The sequence below is a fragment of the Clostridium liquoris genome, from assembly GCF_002995785.1.
GTDB classification, from domain to species: domain Bacteria; phylum Bacillota; class Clostridia; order Clostridiales; family Clostridiaceae; genus Clostridium_AO; species Clostridium_AO liquoris.
Map to the genome: position 1 here is coordinate 15782 of NZ_PVXO01000026.1, position 20309 is coordinate 36090.

Here is a 20309-nt window from a genome sequence, read left to right on the forward strand (position 1 = left end):
GATATGAATATGGATTTTAATTTATCTATATCTCAAGAACAGAAGTTAATAATGACTCAACAAATGCAGCTATCTGTAAAGATATTGCAACTATCCTCCTATGAATTGCAAAAATTAGTAGAAAAAGAAACGCAGGAAAATCCTCTTTTAGAAGTGAAATATGGGGAGGAAAACAAGGAAAATACTTTAGATTATAAGGAAATAATAAAGTATTTAGAGTTTGATAATTATAACCATTCCAATGTAGTTAGAAATGAAGATGAGGAAGTATCCCCCTTCACTTTTATATCCGAAAAAAAATCTCTAAAAGAATATTTAAAAGAGCAAATTAGAGATCTTAATGTAAAGGATTCCATAAGGATTATAGCTGATTATATTGTAGAAAGCATAGATGAAAGAGGATATTTTAATGAGAAATTAGAGAATATGGCCAAAGTATTAAAAATTCCTGTGCATATGATAGAAGAAGCTTTAAAAATTGTACAAGGTTTAGAACCAGATGGTATAGGAGCTAGGGATTTAAAAGATTGTTTAAAAATACAATGTAGAAAAAAAGGTATGGTTGATGAAAATTTATATTTAATAATTGACAACCATTTAGAAGATATAGCAGAAAACAGATATAATGCTATTGCAAAAAAATTAAATATAAATGTTAAAGAATCTCAAAGTTATGGAGATTTTATAAAAACATTGCAGCCTAAGCCATCTAGGGGATTTTATACTGGAGAAGAAGTTAATTATATTATTCCTGACGCATATATAAAGAAGATTGATAAAGAATATTATATAATTATGAATGATAATGTAACTCCAAGGCTTACCATAAATAATCTTTACAAAGGAATTATTAATGGTGGAGAAGACAAAGAGGCTGTGGATTATGTAAAAGGCAGATTAGATAGTGCTACATTTTTAATCAGAAGTATAGAACATAGAAAAAGCACCATATATAAAGTTTTGGAAAAGATACTCTGTATACAAAGAGAATATTTTGACTACGGAGAGAAATTTTTAAAACCTATGACATTAAGAGAGATTGCTGATAGTTTAGACATGCATGAATCTACTATTAGCAGAGCTATAAAAGACAAATATATATATACGGAGAGGGGAACAATAAAGATAAAGAATTTATTTACCACAGGATTAACATCTAAAGAAGGAAATGAATCTTTATCTTGCTTAGAAGTAAAGAAGGGCATAGAAAATTTAATAAATGAAGAAGATAAAAATAACCCATTATCTGATCAGAATATTTCCGACATTCTAAGAGGAAAAGCTGTGAATATTTCAAGAAGAACTGTGGCAAAATATAGGGAGGAAATGGGTATTAAATCCTCAAAGGGAAGAAAGAGATATTAACTTATAAGGTAATAATTAAAAATGAAGAGTTAAAAGTTTTAACTATAAATAAAAAATGGCGGGAAAAAATTTCTGCTTTCCCTTGGAAAATAATTCAGTTTGGTTTATAATAAAATAAAGTGGGACAAAAAAATTAATGCTGGGACAACAAATGACCAGAGAGGTGCTTTTTTTGGAAGAAATATTAAAGTTACAGCAGAAAATTATTCCTGAAATGATAGAGTTAATAGAGAAAAGATATAATATTTTGAGAAATATATATTATAATCAGCCTATAGGAAGAAGAGTTTTAGCTAGAAACTTAGAATTAAGTGAAAGAGTTGTCAGAACCGAGATAAACTTCCTTAGGGAACAGAATTTCATAGATATTACTCTTCCGGGAATGACTATTACTTCTGAAGGTGAAGAAATAATAGATAAGCTTAAAGATTTTATTCATGAAATTAAGGGATTATCCGAATTAGAAAATTCTTTAAAGAAGAAACTAGGTGTAAAAGGTGTAATCATAGTTCCAGGGAATTCAGATGAGGACATTACAGTACTAAAGGAATTGGGTAGAGCTTCAGCAAACTATTTAAAAAGTATATTGCATGATAGGCAAATTGTAGCCATTACTGGTGGAAGTACTGTTAAAGATGTTATAGATAATATATTCAAAATCAATAATTTGAATAATGTAATGGTAGTTCCCGCAAGAGGAGGTATGGGAAGGAATTTAGAAACTCAAGCTAATACATTAGTATCTAATCTTGCTAATAAGCTAAACTGCAATTATAAACTTCTCCATGTACCAGATAATTTAAGTACTGAAGCTATGAATGCAATGATGAAAGAAAAGGATGTTAAAGAAGTATTAAAGATAATTGATAATGCAGATATATTGATATATGGAATAGGAAGAGCTAATGATATGGCTAGAAGAAGAGGCTTAGCCGCTGATGAGATTAATCATCTTATTGATAAAGGTGCTGTAGGTGAAGCATTTGGATATTACTTTAATAGGCAGGGAGAAGTGGTTTATTCTACTCCTACTATGGGTATAAGAAATGAGCAGGCTTCAAAAATAGAACATTTAATAGCAGCGGCTGGAGGAAAATGTAAGGCAGAAGCTATAATATCCACAGAAATAAATAATTCTAATAGTGTACTTATAACAGATGAAGGTGCTGCCAGGGAAATTTTAAGATTATTTAATGAGCATTAATTATAAGATATATATACACTTAAAGTATAGTCTAAATTGAGCCACAATAGTATTATTATAAAATAATTATTATGACATACAATACAAATATTAAAATATAAATTTTTTTAAATTTCAAGGAGGTTTTTTTAATGATTAAAGTAGGTATTAATGGTTTTGGAAGAATAGGAAGAAATGTATTTAAGGCATTAATAAAAAACTATGCTGATGAATTAGAAGTGGTAGCCATCAATGATTTAACAAGTCCAGATACACTAAGACATTTATTAAAATATGATTCCCTTTATGGACATTTTGATGGAACTGTAGAAGCTACAGAAAATGCAATTGTAGTCAATGGAAAAGAGATAAGAATATATGCTGAAAGAGATCCAAAGAACTTACCATGGAAGGAGCTAGGAGTAGACATAGTAATAGAATCCACTGGATTATTTACTGATGCTACAAAAGCAAAAGCACATATCGAAGCAGGAGCTAAAAAAGTACTTATTTCAGCACCAGCTAAAAATGAAGATATAACTATTGTTTTAGGCGTTAATGAAGAAAAATATGATCCTGCAAAACACAACATCATTTCTAATGCATCTTGTACAACTAACTGTTTAGCACCATTTGCTAAAGTTTTAGATAAAGAGTTTGGTATAGTAGAAGGACTTATGACTACAATTCACTCCTATACAAATGACCAGAAAATTCTTGATGCTCCACACAAAGATTTAAGAAGAGCAAGAGCCGCTGCAGAAGCTATGATACCAACAACAACAGGAGCAGCAAAAGCAGTTGCATTAGTACTTCCACAATTAAAAGGAAAATTAAATGGTATGGCTGTTAGAGTACCAACCCCAACTGTTTCAATGACTGACTTAGTATGTACATTATCAAAAGATACTACAGCTGAGGAAATAAATGCAGCATTTAAGAAAGCTTCAGAAACAGAAATGAAGGGAATATTAGGATTTAGCGATGAACCACTAGTATCTGTTGATTATAGAGGAGATGAAAGATCTTCAATAGTTGATGGACTTTCAACTATGGTAATGGGCAAGAGATTAGCTAAAGTAGTTTCCTGGTATGATAATGAATGGGGCTATTCAAATAGATTAGCTGACTTAACTAAATATGTAGCTGATAGACTATAATTTAAACTTAAAACAGTTTGTTTAACTTATAGTGTAGTTTGGAATAACTGAAAAGGGTTTTGGTTTGTAGTTATAGCTATAAGGCAAAACCCTTTTTTAAAATCTATACTTTTTTATTATGTATGAAGGGATGATGTTTGTGAAATTTAATAAAAAAACTATAGAAGATATAGATGTTTTAGGGAAAAGAGTTTTAGTAAGATGTGATTTTAATGTACCTTTAAAGGACGGAAAAATAACAGATGAGAATAGATTATTAGGAACACTGCCAACCATTAAATATTTAATGGAGCATGGAGCAAAGGTAATATTATGTTCCCATATGGGAAAACCAAAGGGAGAAGTTAAACCAGAATTATCTTTAGCACCAGTAGCAAAGAGATTATCACAATTATTAAATAAAGAAATAATCTTTGCTGCTGATGATAATGTAGTAGGGGACAATGCTAAAAAGGCAGTAAAAAATGCGAAAAATGGGGATGTAATCTTATTAGAAAATACTAGATTTAGAAAAGAAGAAACAAAAAATGAAGAAAGCTTTTCAAAAGAATTAGCATCTTTAGCTGATGTATTTGTAAATGATGCTTTTGGAACAGCTCATAGAGCACATTGTTCTACAGTAGGAGTTACAGAATTTATACCAGTGTCCGTATGTGGATATTTAATTCAAAAGGAATTAAAATTCTTAGGAGAAGCGGTAGAAAACCCAGAAAGACCATTTGTTGCAATTCTTGGGGGAGCAAAGGTTTCAGACAAGATTAATGTAATAAACAATCTTTTAGATAAAGTAAATTCATTGATAATTGGCGGCGGAATGAGCTATACTTTCTTAAAAGCTGAAGGATACAGCATTGGAAATTCTCTTATTGAAGAGGATAAAATAGGATATGCAAAAGAAATGATAGAAAAGGCTAAGGCAAAAGGAGTAAAATTACTTTTACCTGTAGATAACGTGGTAGCAGATAAATTTGCAGCAGAGGCAGAACCTATTGTAACTGAAGACCAAAACATAAAAGAAGGATACATGGGACTTGATATTGGACCAAAAACTGCAAAAACCTATACCGATGAAATAAGAAACGCTAAAACTGTAGTATGGAATGGACCAATGGGAGTATTTGAGTTCGAAAACTTTGCAAAGGGTACTATGGAAGTGGCAAAAGCCATGGCAGAATCCAATGCTACCACAGTAATAGGCGGAGGAGATAGTGCAGCAGCAGTTAACCAGTTAGGTTTTGGAGACAAGATGACCCATATATCCACTGGCGGAGGGGCCTCATTAGAATTCCTAGAAGGAAAAGAGCTTCCAGGAATAACAGCACTTAACGACAGATAACTGTATTAATTGACAGCTGACAATTGACAGTGGACAGTTTTTATCTAGTGGAGAATTGAAAAAGTTTTTTAAATAATAAATAAAAGATAATAAAGAATAAATAAGGAAACCTTACCCAAAGGGTAAGATAAAAGATAATTTTAAATTTTCCGCAATGCTAATTGAGAAAAATTAACCATATTTATTATTTATTCTTTAATATCTAATAATTTAAGCTTTTCTGTAGTGAAGCGGAAGAAAAGCCTCCATAACTGTCAATTGTCAATTCTCCACTATCAACTCAAAAAAATAAGAGAGGGGTGTTTATATTGCGCAAAGCTATAATAGCAGGAAATTGGAAGATGAATAATACTGTAGAAGAAGCTGTAAAGTTAGTGGAAGAATTGAAACCAATGGTAAAAGATGCTCAGTGCGAAGTAGTCCTATGTCCAACTTTTATATGTCTTCAAGCTGTAAAGAATGTAGTTGAAGGTACAAATATAAAGGTAGGGGCACAGAACATGTACTTTGAAGAAAAAGGAGCTTTTACTGGAGAGGTTTCACCAGGTATGCTTCAAGCATTAGGCATAAATTATGTCATAATAGGACATAGTGAGAGAAGGCAATATTTTAGTGAAACAGATGAAACTGTAAATAAAAAATTAAAAGCAGCTTTTGAACATAAATTAATTCCTATACTTTGTGTAGGTGAGAGTTTATATGAAAGAGAAAATAAAATAACAAAGGAAGTTATAGGAAGGCAGGTTAAACTAGATTTAGCCAATTTAACTTCAGAACAAGTAGAAAAGTTAATAATAGCTTACGAACCTATATGGGCTATTGGAACAGGGAAAACTGCTACATCAGAGCAGGCAAACGAGACAATAGGGTTTATAAGAAATATTGTAAAAGAATTATACGGAGAAGAAGTTGGAGAAAAAACGAGAATACAATATGGTGGCTCAGTAAAACCTTCTACCATAAAAGAACAGATGGCCATGTCAGATATAGATGGGGCGTTAGTTGGAGGCGCAAGTCTTAAGGCAGAAGATTTTGCCGCTATTGTAAACTATAAATAGGGGGTAACAAATGAGTAAAAAACCAGTTATGCTAATGATCCTTGATGGATTTGGAATAACAGATAAAGTAGACGGAAATGCTATTATGTCGGCGAATAAACCTAATTATGATAACTATTTTAATAATTACCCTCACACTCATCTAAAGGCTAGTGGTATGAGCGTTGGGCTCCCTGAAGGTCAAATGGGAAATTCAGAGGTAGGACATTTAAATATTGGAGCTGGAAGGGTAATATATCAAGAGCTAACTAAGATTACTAAAGAAATTGATGAAGGTAAATTTTTCAAGAATCATGAGATAAATGAAGCTATGGATAAAGCTTTAGCTAATAACAGTTCACTTCATCTGCTAGGATTACTATCTGATGGAGGGGTACATTCTCACATTTATCACTTAAAGGCACTATTAAAGCTTGCTAAGGATAAAGGCCTAAGGAATGTATATATACATGCTTTCTTAGATGGGAGAGATGTTCCGCCTTCTTCTGCAAAACAATATATAGTGGAAATAGAAGATTATATGAAGGAACTTGGTGTAGGACAGATAGCCACTATATGCGGTAGATACTATGCCATGGATAGGGACAAAAGATGGGAGAGAGTAAATCTTGCATATAATGCCATGGCATTAGGCAAGGGAGAATTTGCAAACTCAGCAATTGAAGCAGTGGATAAATCCTACCATGACAATAAAACAGATGAGTTTGTTTTGCCAACAGTGATATTAAAGGATGAAAGACCTGTAAGCATCATAAAAAATAGGGATTCAGTTATATTTTTTAATTTTAGACCAGATAGGGCAAGAGAAATTACTAGAGCTTTAAATGATAGGGTATTTGATGGTTTCAAAAGAGAAACTTTAAATCTTAATTTTGTTACAATGACCCAATATGATAAAACCTTAGAGAATGTAAGCATAGCTTATAAACCAGAAAGCTATAATAACACTTTAGGTGAATATATAAGTAAATTAGGCTTAAAGCAGCTAAGGATTGCAGAAACTGAAAAATATGCCCATGTAACCTTCTTCTTTAATGGAGGAGTAGAAACGCCAAATGAAGGGGAGGACAGAGCACTTATTCCATCACCAAAAGTTGCAACCTATGATTTAAAACCAGAAATGAGTGCCTATGAAGTTACTGATGAGGCTTTAAAAAGAATAGATTCAGATATATATGATGTAATAATATTGAACTTTGCAAATCCTGATATGGTAGGGCACACCGGGGTATTTGAAGCTGCTAAAAAAGCTATAGAAGCCGTAGATGTATGCCTAGGCAAGATAGTGAACAAAGTACTAGAAAAGCATGGGACTGTATTTATAACTGCAGATCATGGCAACTCAGAGCAGATGATAGATTATTCCACAGGGAAACCTATGACTGCCCATACTACTAATGAAGTACCTTATTTATATATAAGCAATGATTCTAAGGATAAAAAGTTAAAAGATGGAGGAATACTTGCAGATATTGCTCCAACAATTCTTGATGAAATGGGACTTAAAAAACCAGAAGAAATGACAGGCGAAAGTCTTATTCTAGATAACAGATAACAGAGAACAGATGACAGATGACAGATGATGAAAGAATTTTGCATGGCAAAATTCTAATAATATCTGTACTCTGTACTCTGTACTCTGTACTCTAAATTAAAGGGAGGAATTTTAACATGAAAAACTATATAGAAATTGTTGATGTGGTAGCAAGACAGATTCTTGATTCAAGATGTAATCCTACAGTAGAGGTTGATGTTATCCTTGAAGACGGTACAGTAGGAAGAGCAGCGGTGCCATCAGGAGCATCCACAGGAATGTTTGAGGCTGTTGAATTAAGAGATGAAGATAAAACAAAATACAATGGAAAAGGTGTACTCAAGGCTGTAGACAATGTAAACAATACAATTGCTCAAGAGCTTATAGGAATGAATGTATTTGATCAGATTTTAATAGATAAGACTATGATTGAAATTGATGGAACAGAAAATAAAGGAAACTTAGGGGCTAATGCAATGCTGGGAGTGTCCCTTGCTTGTGCAAAGGCTGCTGCAGAGTATTTAGGATTAAGCATCTATCAGTACATAGGAGGAGTAAATGCAAAGGTTCTTCCTGTACCAATGATGAATATAATCAATGGTGGAAAGCATGCTGATAATAATGTAGATCTTCAGGAATTTATGATTATGCCAGCAGGAGCAACGAGCTTTGCCGAAGCATTAAGAATGAGTTCAGAAGTTTATCATGCATTAAAATCCATATTAAAATCAAAAGGGTATGACACAGGAGTTGGTGATGAAGGTGGATTTGCTCCAAACTTAAATTCCAATGAAGAAGCTATTCAGGTTATAGTAGAAGCTATATCAAAAGCAGGATATACTCCAGGAAAAGAAATATTTATAGCTTTAGATCCAGCCTCATCTGAAATATTTGAAGATGGTAAATACAACTTAAAAGGCGAAGGGAAAGTATTAACTCCAGCAGAAATGGTAGAATACTATGCTAGGCTTGTAGAAAAGTATCCGATAATTTCCATAGAGGATGGTATGGCAGAAGAAGACTGGGAAGGATGGAAGCTTATAACTAAAAGACTTGGAAATAAGATTCAATTAGTTGGCGACGATTTATTCGTAACTAATACTAACAGATTAAGTATGGGTATAGAAAAAGGAGTTGCAAACTCAATTCTTATTAAATTAAATCAGATAGGAACTTTAACTGAAACCTTAAATGCTATAGAAATGGCTGAAAGAGCAGGCTATACTGCAGTAGTATCCCATAGATCAGGTGAAACAGAAGATACTACAATAGCTGATCTTGTTGTAGCTGTAAATGCTGGACAGATCAAAACAGGTGCACCTGCAAGAAGCGAAAGAGTTGCAAAATATAATCAGCTTTTAAGAATAGAAGAGGAATTAGGGGAAGCTGCTGAATATAGAGGATTAAAAGCTTTTTACAATATAAAAAGATAATTAAGAGGTTATAATAAAGAGGAAGAAATGTTAATGATAAATATAGCATTTCTTCTTTTTTACTATATTTTTTACATTTGAAAGAACTTTTGTGAAAATCTTACTATATTATTTATGAAGTACATTGTTCATTATAAAAACTTGTGCTAAAATATACTTATTAAAACATTTGGGAAAATTATATTAATAAACATTGGAGGGAAGAGATATGCGAAATTTTCTAATTACTGTGCAGGTAATAGTATCTATTATTTTAATAGCAGCTGTACTTGCACAACCAGCGAAAACTCAGGGATTCAGTTTGCTAACTGGAGCTAGTGACACATTTTATTCAAAACATAGAACAAAAACTTTTGAATCATCCATGTCAAAGCTTACCATTATTTCAGCTGCAATTTTTGCAGCAGTTGCTTTAGCTTTAAACTTAATTTAATAATTTTTATGTAGGGTATATGGTTTTGTATATTTTCGATTCTATTAAAGATTAGGGGAAGAATCTAAACGGTATTAAGGGGGATATGAGAAAATGGATAATTATCTTATTTTCACAATTTTAGCGGGAGTATTGGCATTAGCTTTCGCATTTTTTTTAAGCAATTCTATTTCCAAGGAAGATCCGGGTAATGAAAAAATGGCAGAAATAGCGGGACATATTCATGATGGAGCTATGGCCTTTTTAAAAACAGAATATAGATATCTAGCTGCATTCATAGTAATAGTGGGTGCAGTTTTAGCTATATTTGTAAAATGGCAAACTGCAATATGCTTTGCATTTGGAGCATTATTTTCAATTTCTGCAGGATATTTTGGAATGAATGTAGCAACCAAAGCTAATGTAAGAACAGCAGAAGCTGCTAGACATGGCCAGAATAAAGCTTTGAAAATTGCCTTTTCTGGTGGTTCCGTAATGGGTATGTCTGTTGTAGGCCTTGGAATATTTGGATTAGGGATTATGTACTTTATTTTTGGGGGTAATATGGAAGTTGTAACAGGCTATGGTCTCGGAGCAAGCTCCATTGCATTATTTGCACGTGTAGGGGGAGGTATTTATACTAAAGCTGCAGATGTTGGTGCAGATTTAGTTGGTAAGGTAGAAGCGGGAATACCTGAAGATGATCCAAGAAACCCTGCTGTAATTGCCGATAATGTAGGGGACAATGTAGGTGACGTAGCAGGTATGGGAGCAGACCTTTTTGAATCCTATGTAGGGTCAATAATATCAGCCTTAACTTTAGGAGCTGTATTATTTACTAATAAGGAAGGTGCAGTATATACCTTATTACTATCTGCTATAGGAATAGTAGCCTCAATTATAGGGGTACTATTTGCAAGGAGAAGTAAAGCTTCCAATCCACAAAAGGCTTTAAATTCAGGAACATATATAGGTGGAGCTATAGTAATAATTTCTTCAGCTATATTAAGTAATGGGATTTTTGGCAATTTAAAAGCTTTCTGGGCTATAGCTGCAGGATTAGTAGTAGGTATGCTTATAGGAAAGATTACAGAGATTTATACCTCTGATGAATATAAATCCGTTAAAAAAATTGCAGATCAATCAGAAACTGGTCCAGCCACTACCATAATATCAGGTCTTGCAACAGGAATGTATTCCACTTTATGGCCAATTTTGTTAATATGCGTTGGGGTTATGGTTTCTTATTTTATTATGGATGGAAAGACAAACCCCACCATGGGGCTTTTTGGAATAGCATTATCTGCAGTAGGAATGCTTTCTACTACAGGTTTAACAGTGGCAGTAGATGCCTATGGACCAATAGCTGATAATGCTGGTGGTATAGCAGAGATGTCAGAATTACCTCATGAAGTAAGAGAAATTACAGATAAACTGGACTCTGTAGGCAATACTACCGCAGCCATAGGAAAAGGTTTTGCTATAGGCTCAGCGGCTCTTACTGCATTAGCATTATTTGCTTCTTACGCTCAAGCGGTGAATTTAACAAATATAGATTTACTAAACCCTATCACGCTAGTTGGTTTGTTTATTGGTGCTATGCTTCCTTTCCTGTTTGGTGCCATGACTATGGAATCAGTAGGTAAAGCAGCTAAGGAAATGATTGAGGAAGTTAGAAGACAATTTAATACTATACCAGGTCTTATGGAAGGAAAAGCTAAACCTGATTATAAAAAATGTGTAGATATTTCTACAGCAGCGGCAATAAGGGAAATGATATTGCCAGGAATACTAGCTATTGTAGTTCCTATTGGTGTTGGTTTATTACTTGGCAAAGAAGCTTTAGGAGGTCTTATAGGCGGAGCAGTTGCTACGGGAGTTTTAGTTGCTATTTTAATGGCTAACGCTGGTGGAGCTTGGGATAACGCTAAAAAGTATATAGAAGGTGGACAACATGGTGGAAAGGGAAGCTATGCTCATAAAGCAGCAGTGGTAGGAGATACAGTAGGTGACCCATTTAAAGATACTTCAGGACCATCCATGAATATACTTATAAAGCTTATGACAATAGTTTCCTTGGTATTTGCACCAATCATACTTAAATATGGCGGAATATTGATAAGTTTATTAAAATAGATTATATTTCATATATAAGGACTCATCTTAAAGGTGAGTCCTTTCGTAAATTGAATAAATTTATAGTATTTTACCAAAACTAAGAAAAGGCATAATGTACTTATATGTATTTTTAAAAGAATTAATTTTATAGACAATAGATTTCGGAGGTGTAATATGAATATACAAGAAACTCTTATTAATTTTATGAGAGAACAGGCTTATAAGCCAATGGATGCCCGGGAACTAGGCAGGATTTTTGATATTAAAAAAAGCGAATTTCAAGAATTTCAGAACACATTGAACTATATGGAAAAAGACGGGTTAATAGTAAAAACCCGTACTGAGCATTATGGCCTTCCAGAAAGAATGGAATTAGTGGTAGGAAAGATTCAAGGTCATCAAAAGGGTTTTGGCTTTTTAATTCCTGACGAAGAGAGACCAGATATATTTATTCCTTCATCAAATTTGAATGGAGCTATGCACAATGACAGGGTAATAGTAAAGATATTAAGAGAAGAAAACAATGGTAAGAAGTGTGAAGGAGAAGTAATAAGAATATTAGAAAGAGGAAATAAAACTGTAATTGGTGTTTTTGAAAATAGTAAAAATTTTGGTTTTGTAGTACCAGATGAAAAAAGAATTCATCAAGATGTGTTTATTCCAAAGGGAGACACTATGGGAGCAAAGACAGGCCAAATAGTTATTGCAGAGATAGTAAAATGGCCTGAAACCAGAAGAAATCCTGAGGGAAAAATAGTAGATATCCTAGGTAAAAAGGGAGATAAGGGTATAGATATTTTAACAATTATAAAGAAATATAAACTACCTGAAGAATTTCCCCCAAAGGTACAGAGCTATGCTGAAAACCTATCAGATGAAATTCCCCAAGAGGAATATAGAAGAAGAAAAGATTTAAGAAATTTAAAAATTGTAACTATAGATGGAGAAGATGCCAAGGATTTAGATGATGCAGTTTCCATAGAAAAATTGCCAAATGGAAATTATTATTTAGGAGTACATATTGCAGATGTAAGCAACTATGTAAAAGAGAAAAATCCATTGGACAAAGAAGCATTAAAGAGAGGAACTTCAGTATATTTAATTGATAGAGTAATTCCAATGCTGCCTAAAAAACTTTCCAATGGGCTATGTAGTTTAAATCCTAAAGTTGATAGATTAACCTTAAGCTGCTTTATGGAAATAGATAAGTCAGGTAAGGTAGTGGACCATGAAATAGTTGAAAGTATAATAAGGTCTAGCGAAAGAATGACCTACACAGATGTAACAAAGATTTTAAGAGATAATGATGAAGAACTTATGAAAAGATATGATTATCTTTTAAATGATTTCAAGCTCATGGAAGAATTATGTAATGTGCTGTATAAGAAGAGAATTACTAGAGGAGCCATAGACTTTGACTTTGAAGAATGTAAGATAATATTAGATGAATTAGGAAAGCCTATTGATATTAAACCTTATGAAAGAGCTATAGCTAATAGGATAATTGAAGAATTTATGTTAGTTTGCAATGAAACTATAGCTGAGCATATGTTCTGGGTAAATGTACCTTTTGTATATAGAATTCATGAAGATCCAGATTTAGAGAAGCTTACTCACTTTAATGAATTTGTTTATAATTTAGGCTATTCAGTAAGATTTGGGCAGGAAGTTCATCCAAAAGCACTACAGGATATAATACAAAAGGCTAAAGGTACAAAAGAAGAAACTGTTGTAAATACACTGCTTTTACGTTCATTAAAGCAAGCTAGATATTCACCAGAATGTGTTGGACATTTTGGATTAGCGGCTAGATACTACTGCCATTTTACTTCACCTATAAGAAGATATCCTGATTTAATTATCCATAGAATAATTAAGGAATTTATAAACGGTAAAATTACGGATAATAGGGTTAAAAAACTTACTTCAGAAGTAGAGTATGCATCAACACAATCTTCAGATATGGAAAGGTTAGCAGATGATGCAGAGAGAGAAGTAGATGACTTAAAGAAAGCTGAATACATGAGCGAAAGAATAGGAGAGGTTTATGAAGGAATAATTTCCTCGGTAACATCCTTTGGGCTATTTGTTGAGCTTCCTAATACTGTAGAGGGGCTTGTACATATAAGTACTTTATTAGATGATTACTATGTGTACGATGAAAGACATCTATCCCTTGTAGGAGAAAGAACTAAGAAGATATATAGATTAGGTGATGAAGTAAAAATAAAGGTAGATAAGGTAGACTTAGATTCTCATGAAATTTACTTTGAACTTTTAAATAATGAAGAAGACCCAGTATAAAAATATTGCGTAGCAATATTTTTAAGTTGACAATTGACAGTGAATTTTGTTCTATTAAAATAATATGCTTTTTAAGCAACACGCTTCGCGTGGCCCGAAGGGACTTTAGTCAATTAATAATTAATAATTATTAATTGAATTTTTGCATAAACTTTAAGGCGAAAGCCTGTAACATCAGTAAAGCCTCCTCAACTGTCAATTGTCCTCTGTCAACTGTCAACTAAAAAAATTGATCACAATTTTTTTAAAGTGTGTTATAATAAAATATAATAACAATTACCTTTTTAATCAAAGTAGGTGTTTTCAATGGGAAAAGATTCAAGAAATAAAACTTTAGCGGAAAATAGGAAAGCAAGACATGAATATTTTATAGAAGAAAGCTTTGAAGCGGGAATAGAGTTAGTAGGAACAGAAGTAAAGTCTATAAGAGCTGGCAGAGCTAATTTAAAAGATAGTTATGCAGATATAAAAAATGGAGAAGTATTTGTGTGCAATATGCATATAAGTCCTTACGAACAGGGAAATATATTTAATAAAGATCCTTTAAGGGAAAGAAAGCTTTTACTTCATAAGCAAGAAATATTAAAGCTTACAGCCTATACTGCTCAGAAGGGGTATACCCTAATTCCATTATCTTTATATCTTAAAAATGGAAGGGTAAAGGTACGTTTATCTGTAGCTAGAGGTAAAAAGGATTATGACAAGAGAAATGATATGCTGGAAAAGGCAGCAAAGCGTGACATAGATAGAGAGATGAAGGAAAGAAGTAGATATTAAACATTAGATTATAAATGTAACCTAATAATTACTATTGATAAATATCTAAAATTGATATATTATATTAATTGTCGAGAGACAATAACAATTTAATATAAATATATATTATGAATGAAGGTTATCGTTTTTAAAAGCCCAAATTAAACTTTGTAAACCCTTAACATGGGGGCGTACAGGATTTCGACGGGGGTAAGTTGCATCTGGGAAGCGAGTCGAGGGTGCCTGGACCCGCGTTAAAAAACTGGGAAAACAAACAAACGCAAACGATAATTTTGCATTAGCTGCCTAGTTAGCAGCTCGTCAGCCTAAGAGTCCCACGACTTAGGGCCTGGCGTCGACAGTGGGGTACCGAGCCTAGGAAAGCTTTGACCTAGGAACGGAATTTATGAAGCTACTGAAACTGGAAGCCTGTCCTTGGGCGTCTAGCAGAGGGAATGTTAAAATAAGGACTGCACTCGGAGATGCTCAGGGGTTGCTACTTTCGGACAGGGGTTCGACTCCCCTCGCCTCCACCAAGAAAAAACCCATCACAGATTTGTGGTGGGTTTTACCTATTTTATACTTATAAATTCTTTATAAAATTTTTCCTTAGCTTTAAGCATTTCATTAGAATATTTTCCGTTTCGTGGAGTAACAGATTTGTATTTTTCAATTATTAGTCTAGCCCTAGCTTTTTTATTTTTAATAATTAAATAGGGTTCAATTTCAATTAAAAGATTTATGGCATCATTATATTTTATTGTATAAGTAAAAGAATCTGCATGTTTTTCAGAATTATAATTTTTATTTTAGTATTTGTAAATGGATGTATATCTATGAATTTTCTATTCAACTTAGGATGGCTGAATTTTACCAAGGGTGTAAAAAAAGGTTGTAGTAAAATATACATAGACAAATTACAAAATAAAAAATAATTTTACATAGATTAGAATGGGAAAAATTATGAATAAAAGGGCAAGATTTAAGCATTTTTAAAGTAGCCAATATGATAAATGGAAAAGCCAATGATGATGGATATCGAGGATTCCATTTATATTACCAGAAAACAAATAAACATTACCCTATAGAGATACAAATAAATACTAAGCGTGATAGAATTATGAACGATTGGCTGCATATACATTTGTATAAGTATAAAAAAACAGTGCTATAGGTGAAGTATTAAGAAGAAGATATGGCAGTGGAGAAATTAAAAGTGAATCTGATTTTAAGGAGGTATTAAAAAGTGTGTTATCTAGTAGCAAAGAAATTTGATAAAGAAGGTAGTTTGGTATTGGAATTAGAATGAGGACAGAGATTGGCATCATTATCGAAATATTTAACATTAACAACACTTGGAAAAGGTGTACAGATAGTAACACTTAATGATTTGGAAAGTTTTAAAGAATATTTTCCATATACAGTTATTGATGATGAAAGTGAATATATTTCAAAAGTAATAAAAATGTAGGTTGTAATTCTAAATGGAGAGAGCTATCTTGAAATTTGAACAGTGGGAGTAGCTCGACCAAACATTTTAGTAGTACTAGCTAAATTAGTTTTAGGATTTACAAATGGAGGTAATATAATGAACTTAACTATTAATCAAATTCGACCAACAAATTACATGAATAACCAATTAAAAAATAATAAAGACAAAAAATTTATTTTGAATATTGACGATAAAAAAATTAGTGAAGAAGAAGATAAAAAATTATATGAAGTATATAAAAAAAGTCATATGGCTCATTCAGCTTATGATTTTAAGGAATATAAAAAAAATGTTATAACATTTCCACCTACAACAGCGCCAGGAATAGTTCGGAAAGCATGGAGAGAAAAATTAGAAAAGTGTACTACAGAAGAAGAACGATTAAATATGATGTCTTTTGGGTTTCATGCTTTGGAGGTTTTAAATAAAAAAAACGGAAATGTACCAAAAGATATAAATGGTTATTTGGATTTTATGGAGGAAATGCAGGCTTATATAGAAAGATACAACAATTGTCCAGGTGTAGATGGGAAATACTATGAAGGTCTTAGGGATGTAGCTAATGGTTTTATAACAGAATTGGGAAAATACAAATAGAATATAATATATTTAGAAATAATGAATTTATTCTTGATTGACAATATTAAAAAAATATATATATTATTATAACAATTATAGAACTTATGCTTATGGGAAATTGGTATAAGTCCTTTTTACATTTAAGGAAGGTAAAGAAAGGTAAATATTATCTTATGCAGTAAACAAGTATACTATTTGTAGGTTGCTGGCAAAGGCTATTTACGGGATAAAAATGCCTAATAATGTTCTAATTTGTCTAAATTCTTGGACAGTTATAATTAAATTTAAGTTTGACACGAACGCCTATGTACTTTATAATTTAATTGCAAAGTGAGAAAAAGTGAGGAAGCGAAAATTAATATGATAAACATTATTAAGACTGCAGTTGCAACTATAATAATATCAATTATATCTGGGTTATTACTGGATCGTTTTAAAAATTTAGCACCTAGAATACTATGTAATATAGGAAATGGTGTGCCTATGCAAATAAATAACAAAAAAGTTTATGCATATAGTGTTACTATTAGTAACCTATCAAAAAAAATAGTTCATGAGTTAACCTTAAATATACAAAGTTCACAAAGTAACTTGAATATTGCAGATGCCAAAATAACAAAAGGTTTAAAATTTGATTATTCAATAAAAGATGGTATTTTAAATATTGATATACCTTTTTTAAATAAGGATGATAAATTTTCGGTTACAGTATATGTAGAAGATAAAAATGGGGTGCATAACAATAAGCCTGTTGCTATAATTAGATCACCTGAGAATTTTAAGCAGGTAGACTCTGTAGAACAAAAGGGAGTTCTATCCTTATTGTCAAATATACCTAAAGATATAAATGAGGCAATCTCCAAGATAACGAGAAAAACTGAAACAATGGATAAAGAGAATGGAGAAATACCACATAAAAATAAGAAACTTAGTAAGAATAAAAAGGCAATGATAATCACTGTATCCATTATTTTAGTTATGATTGCTGGAGTTTTAGGAAAATCCTATTTCAAAGGAACATCCACTAATACACAAACTCCCAGTGTAAAAACTAATGACCATAAACAGTCCACCGATACAAAAGGATCAGCAAATGGAACAACTAAAAATACAGATGTAAAGTCATCAACAGGTAGAACAACTAAAAATGTAGATACAAATACATCAACAGGTGGAGCAACCAAAAATACAGATACAAATGCATCAACAGATAGAACAAACAAAAATACAGATACAAATAATACATCAACAGATAGAACAACTAAAAATAAAGATACAAATACATCAACAAGTGGAACAAACAAAAATAAGGATACAAATACAACCACACCAGCAGATGGAACAAAGAAAAATACAGATACAACTACACCAGCGGATGGAACAACTAAAAATACAGATGCAAATACATCAACAGATGGAACAACTAAAAATGCAGATACAAATACATCAACAGGTGGAACAACGTCCAACACAGGTAACTAATGTATCAATGCTTCTTCAAAATATTGTGAGCATTAAAGAAAAGGCTCTATACGCCATATGTGTATAGAGCTTTTGCTTTTTAGTTATTAGAGCTTATACATAAAAATAATGTAATATGGAAAAAGTACTATTGTTGAAATTAAATAAAACAGCAATATAGAAACGCAATATGAAGTGATTAATCAATTTGAAACAAGCTATAAAATGAGGTGAAAAAATGGAGGAAGGGGAAAAATCAGCAAAAAAATTAACTTTGGTATCTTTGATATTAATGATTTTCACATCTGTTTATGGATTTAATAACATTCCAAGATCATTTTACAAAATGGGTTATGCTGCTATTCCTTGGTATATTTTTTCAGCAATAACTTTTTTCGTTCCCTTTGCATTAATGGTAGCTGAATTTGGTTCTGCTTTCAAAGATGAGAGGGGTGGAATATATTCATGGATGGAGAAATCTATTGGACCAAGATTCGCGTTTGTAGGAACATTCATGTGGTATTTTTCTTATGTAACTTGGATGGTTAATGTTGCATCTGGTATGTGGATTCCAGTATCAAATGCTATATTCGGAAAGGATACAACACAAAGTTGGACTTTATTTGGACTTCAAGGGCCTCAAGTTTTAGGGGCTTTAGCAATAATATGGATATTAGTAGTAACTTATACATCAACTAAAGGCATAGAAAAAATAAAGAAAGTAACTTCATTAGGTGGAAGTGCAGTTTTATTATTGAATGTATTTCTATGGGTTGGTGCTATAGCAGTGTTTATAGGAAATAAAGGACAGTTAGCCCAGCCAATTGAAGGGTTGAAGTCATTTACACAAACACCAAACCCTAAATACGTTGGAAATGTAATTGCTTCTTTAGCATTTGTGGTATACGCTTTATTTGCTTATGGAGGAATAGAAGCTATGGGTGGATTAGTTGACCAAACTGAAGATCCGGAAACAACATTTCCTAAGGGAATTCTTATTTCGGCAGCTGTAATTTCAGTAGGATATTCATTAGGAATACTTTTTATTGGTATATTTACTAATTGGGAATCTGTAATGGGTATTAAGGAGGTTAATTTAGGAAACGCAAGTTATATAGTTATGTCTAATCTAGGATATTCACTTGGCACAGTTTTTGGAGCAACCCAAGACACAGCTATAGCTTTGGGACACGGTGTTGCAAGATTTGTTGGACTTTCAATGTTTCTAGCGTTGTCTGGAGCATTTTTTACACTGATGTATTCACCACTAAAGCAGTTAATTGAAGGCACACCAACTAAATTATGGCCTGGAAAAGTTGGAGAAACTAAAAATGGATTGCCTATAAATGCTATGTGGATTCAAGCAACTATGGTTTGTGTAATGATAGCATTGGTAGCCTTTGGAGGAAGCTCAATGGCTGCATTTTTCAATATACTTGTTTCCATGACTAATGTAGCTATGACATTACCATATATGTTTATAGCTCTTGCATTTCCGTATTTTAAGAAGAAAACAGAAATAGAGAAACCCTTCGTAGTATTTAAAACTCAAGGAATTGCAAATTTTTGGACTTGGGTAGTTGTTTTAACAGTAGGACTCGCTAACTTATTTTGCATAATTCAACCAGCCCTAGAAGGAGATATACAAACAACAATCTGGAGTGTAGCTGGACCAATAATTTTCTCGGTGGTTGCATGGGTAATGTATGATAGATATGAAAAGAAAAATAAAGACGAAATTTAAAAAAATTACGAAGTAATTTTTCAAATAATAAATAATAGAGAATAAATAATAAAAAAGGGCAATTTTTCTCCATTCACATTACGAAAAGTTTTTAATTATCAAAAATTCCATTTCAATTTAACTAAAAGGAAATTTTAAATTAAAGATTTTCTGTAGAGTAACGGAAGAAAATCATCCTTATTTATTCTTTCTTATTTTTTATTTATTATATTAAAAGCCCTGACTTTTTTAAAATTGGTATTATAGCATGTTTGTGTCAAGTTAAAGTGGGCAATTTATTTTTTGAATTTTTCCCATTATAAATTCAGTTGAAAATTTTATCCAATAGGGCTTCGCCCGCGGCCCGAAAGGGCGTACTTATCCCCTTAATTTTT

At 32.3% G+C, this 20309-nt stretch carries 15 protein-coding genes, 1 other RNA gene and 1 pseudogene; 16 read left to right on the plus strand and 1 reads right to left on the minus strand.

Annotation, left to right across the window (positions count from 1 at the left end):
* Positions 1 to 9: 9 nt before the first annotated feature.
* The 12 genes from rpoN (at position 10) to ssrA (ending at position 15195) form a co-directional block, all read left to right on the plus strand.
* Positions 10 to 1365 carry an RNA polymerase factor sigma-54 gene (gene rpoN, locus CLLI_RS04035; RefSeq protein ID WP_207655072.1) on the plus strand — a complete coding sequence of 452 codons (1356 nt, stop codon included), beginning with the start codon at positions 10 to 12 and terminating at the stop codon, positions 1363 to 1365.
* Between the two features lie 172 nt (positions 1366 to 1537).
* Entirely contained in the window at positions 1538 to 2569 is a 1032-nt protein-coding gene (locus CLLI_RS04040) for a sugar-binding transcriptional regulator (RefSeq protein ID WP_106062961.1), read from the plus strand.
* 131 nt (positions 2570 to 2700) lie between these two features.
* Positions 2701 to 3708 carry a type I glyceraldehyde-3-phosphate dehydrogenase gene (gene gap, locus CLLI_RS04045; RefSeq protein ID WP_106062962.1) on the plus strand — a complete coding sequence of 336 codons (1008 nt, stop codon included), beginning with the start codon at positions 2701 to 2703 and terminating at the stop codon, positions 3706 to 3708.
* A 139-nt stretch (positions 3709 to 3847) separates the two neighbouring features.
* Entirely contained in the window at positions 3848 to 5044 is a 1197-nt protein-coding gene (locus CLLI_RS04050; protein WP_106062963.1) for a phosphoglycerate kinase, read from the plus strand.
* A 308-nt stretch (positions 5045 to 5352) separates the two neighbouring features.
* A complete protein-coding gene (tpiA, locus tag CLLI_RS04055; protein ID WP_106062964.1) occupies positions 5353 to 6102 on the plus strand; it encodes a triose-phosphate isomerase in 750 nt (249 codons plus the stop codon).
* Between the two features lie 10 nt (positions 6103 to 6112).
* Positions 6113 to 7657, plus strand: a complete 1545-nt coding sequence (gene gpmI, locus CLLI_RS04060; protein WP_106062965.1) for a 2,3-bisphosphoglycerate-independent phosphoglycerate mutase — start codon at positions 6113 to 6115, stop codon at positions 7655 to 7657.
* Positions 7658 to 7773: 116 nt separating this feature from the next.
* A complete protein-coding gene (gene eno / locus CLLI_RS04065; RefSeq protein ID WP_106062966.1) occupies positions 7774 to 9069 on the plus strand; it encodes a phosphopyruvate hydratase in 1296 nt (431 codons plus the stop codon).
* A gap of 208 nt (positions 9070 to 9277) precedes the next feature.
* A complete protein-coding gene (gene secG, locus CLLI_RS04070; protein ID WP_106062967.1) occupies positions 9278 to 9502 on the plus strand; it encodes a preprotein translocase subunit SecG in 225 nt (74 codons plus the stop codon).
* A 93-nt stretch (positions 9503 to 9595) separates the two neighbouring features.
* A complete protein-coding gene (locus CLLI_RS04075; RefSeq protein WP_106062968.1) occupies positions 9596 to 11617 on the plus strand; it encodes a sodium-translocating pyrophosphatase in 2022 nt (673 codons plus the stop codon).
* Positions 11618 to 11773: 156 nt separating this feature from the next.
* Entirely contained in the window at positions 11774 to 13903 is a 2130-nt protein-coding gene (gene rnr, locus CLLI_RS04080) for a ribonuclease R (protein ID WP_106062969.1), read from the plus strand.
* A gap of 306 nt (positions 13904 to 14209) precedes the next feature.
* Positions 14210 to 14680, plus strand: coding sequence for an SsrA-binding protein SmpB (smpB, locus tag CLLI_RS04085; protein ID WP_106062970.1), 471 nt, complete (start codon positions 14210 to 14212; stop codon positions 14678 to 14680).
* A 164-nt stretch (positions 14681 to 14844) separates the two neighbouring features.
* Positions 14845 to 15195: a transfer-messenger RNA gene (gene ssrA, locus CLLI_RS04090) on the plus strand.
* Between the two features lie 36 nt (positions 15196 to 15231).
* On the opposite strand, the pseudogene CLLI_RS14820 reads toward ssrA, so the two are convergent.
* Positions 15232 to 15465: pseudogene (locus CLLI_RS14820) on the minus strand (LAGLIDADG family homing endonuclease); the annotation flags it as partial.
* A 512-nt stretch (positions 15466 to 15977) separates the two neighbouring features.
* Between CLLI_RS14820 and CLLI_RS14445 the strand changes: the two are divergent.
* The 4 genes from CLLI_RS14445 (at position 15978) to yjeM (ending at position 19935) form a co-directional block, all read left to right on the plus strand.
* Complete coding sequence (locus CLLI_RS14445) at positions 15978 to 16130, plus strand: DUF6718 family protein (protein ID WP_170063641.1); 153 nt, start codon at positions 15978 to 15980, stop codon at positions 16128 to 16130.
* A 117-nt stretch (positions 16131 to 16247) separates the two neighbouring features.
* Positions 16248 to 16748, plus strand: a complete 501-nt coding sequence (locus CLLI_RS04105) for a hypothetical protein (RefSeq protein ID WP_106062971.1) — start codon at positions 16248 to 16250, stop codon at positions 16746 to 16748.
* Positions 16749 to 17090: 342 nt separating this feature from the next.
* Positions 17091 to 18212, plus strand: a complete 1122-nt coding sequence (locus tag CLLI_RS04110) for a hypothetical protein (protein WP_106062972.1) — start codon at positions 17091 to 17093, stop codon at positions 18210 to 18212.
* A gap of 217 nt (positions 18213 to 18429) precedes the next feature.
* Positions 18430 to 19935 (plus strand): glutamate/gamma-aminobutyrate family transporter YjeM, encoded by a 1506-nt coding sequence (gene yjeM, locus CLLI_RS04115; protein ID WP_106062973.1) that lies wholly within the window; start codon positions 18430 to 18432, stop codon positions 19933 to 19935.
* Positions 19936 to 20309: the final 374 nt, after the last annotated feature.

Bases quoted from the DNA above. Each gene is read 5' to 3' on its own strand.
- rpoN (WP_207655072.1), top strand. From the start codon at position 10: ATGGATTTTAATTTATCTATATCTCAAGAACAGAAGTTAATAATGACT.
- gap (WP_106062962.1), top strand. From the start codon at position 2,701: ATGATTAAAGTAGGTATTAATGGTTTTGGAAGAATAGGAAGAAATGTA.
- gpmI (WP_106062965.1), top strand. From the start codon at position 6,113: ATGAGTAAAAAACCAGTTATGCTAATGATCCTTGATGGATTTGGAATA.
- eno (WP_106062966.1), top strand. From the start codon at position 7,774: ATGAAAAACTATATAGAAATTGTTGATGTGGTAGCAAGACAGATTCTT.
- secG (WP_106062967.1), top strand. From the start codon at position 9,278: ATGCGAAATTTTCTAATTACTGTGCAGGTAATAGTATCTATTATTTTA.
- CLLI_RS04075 (WP_106062968.1), top strand. From the start codon at position 9,596: ATGGATAATTATCTTATTTTCACAATTTTAGCGGGAGTATTGGCATTA.
- rnr (WP_106062969.1), top strand. From the start codon at position 11,774: ATGAATATACAAGAAACTCTTATTAATTTTATGAGAGAACAGGCTTAT.
- smpB (WP_106062970.1), top strand. From the start codon at position 14,210: ATGGGAAAAGATTCAAGAAATAAAACTTTAGCGGAAAATAGGAAAGCA.
- CLLI_RS04105 (WP_106062971.1), top strand. From the start codon at position 16,248: ATGAACTTAACTATTAATCAAATTCGACCAACAAATTACATGAATAAC.
- CLLI_RS04110 (WP_106062972.1), top strand. From the start codon at position 17,091: ATGATAAACATTATTAAGACTGCAGTTGCAACTATAATAATATCAATT.
- yjeM (WP_106062973.1), top strand. From the start codon at position 18,430: ATGGAGGAAGGGGAAAAATCAGCAAAAAAATTAACTTTGGTATCTTTG.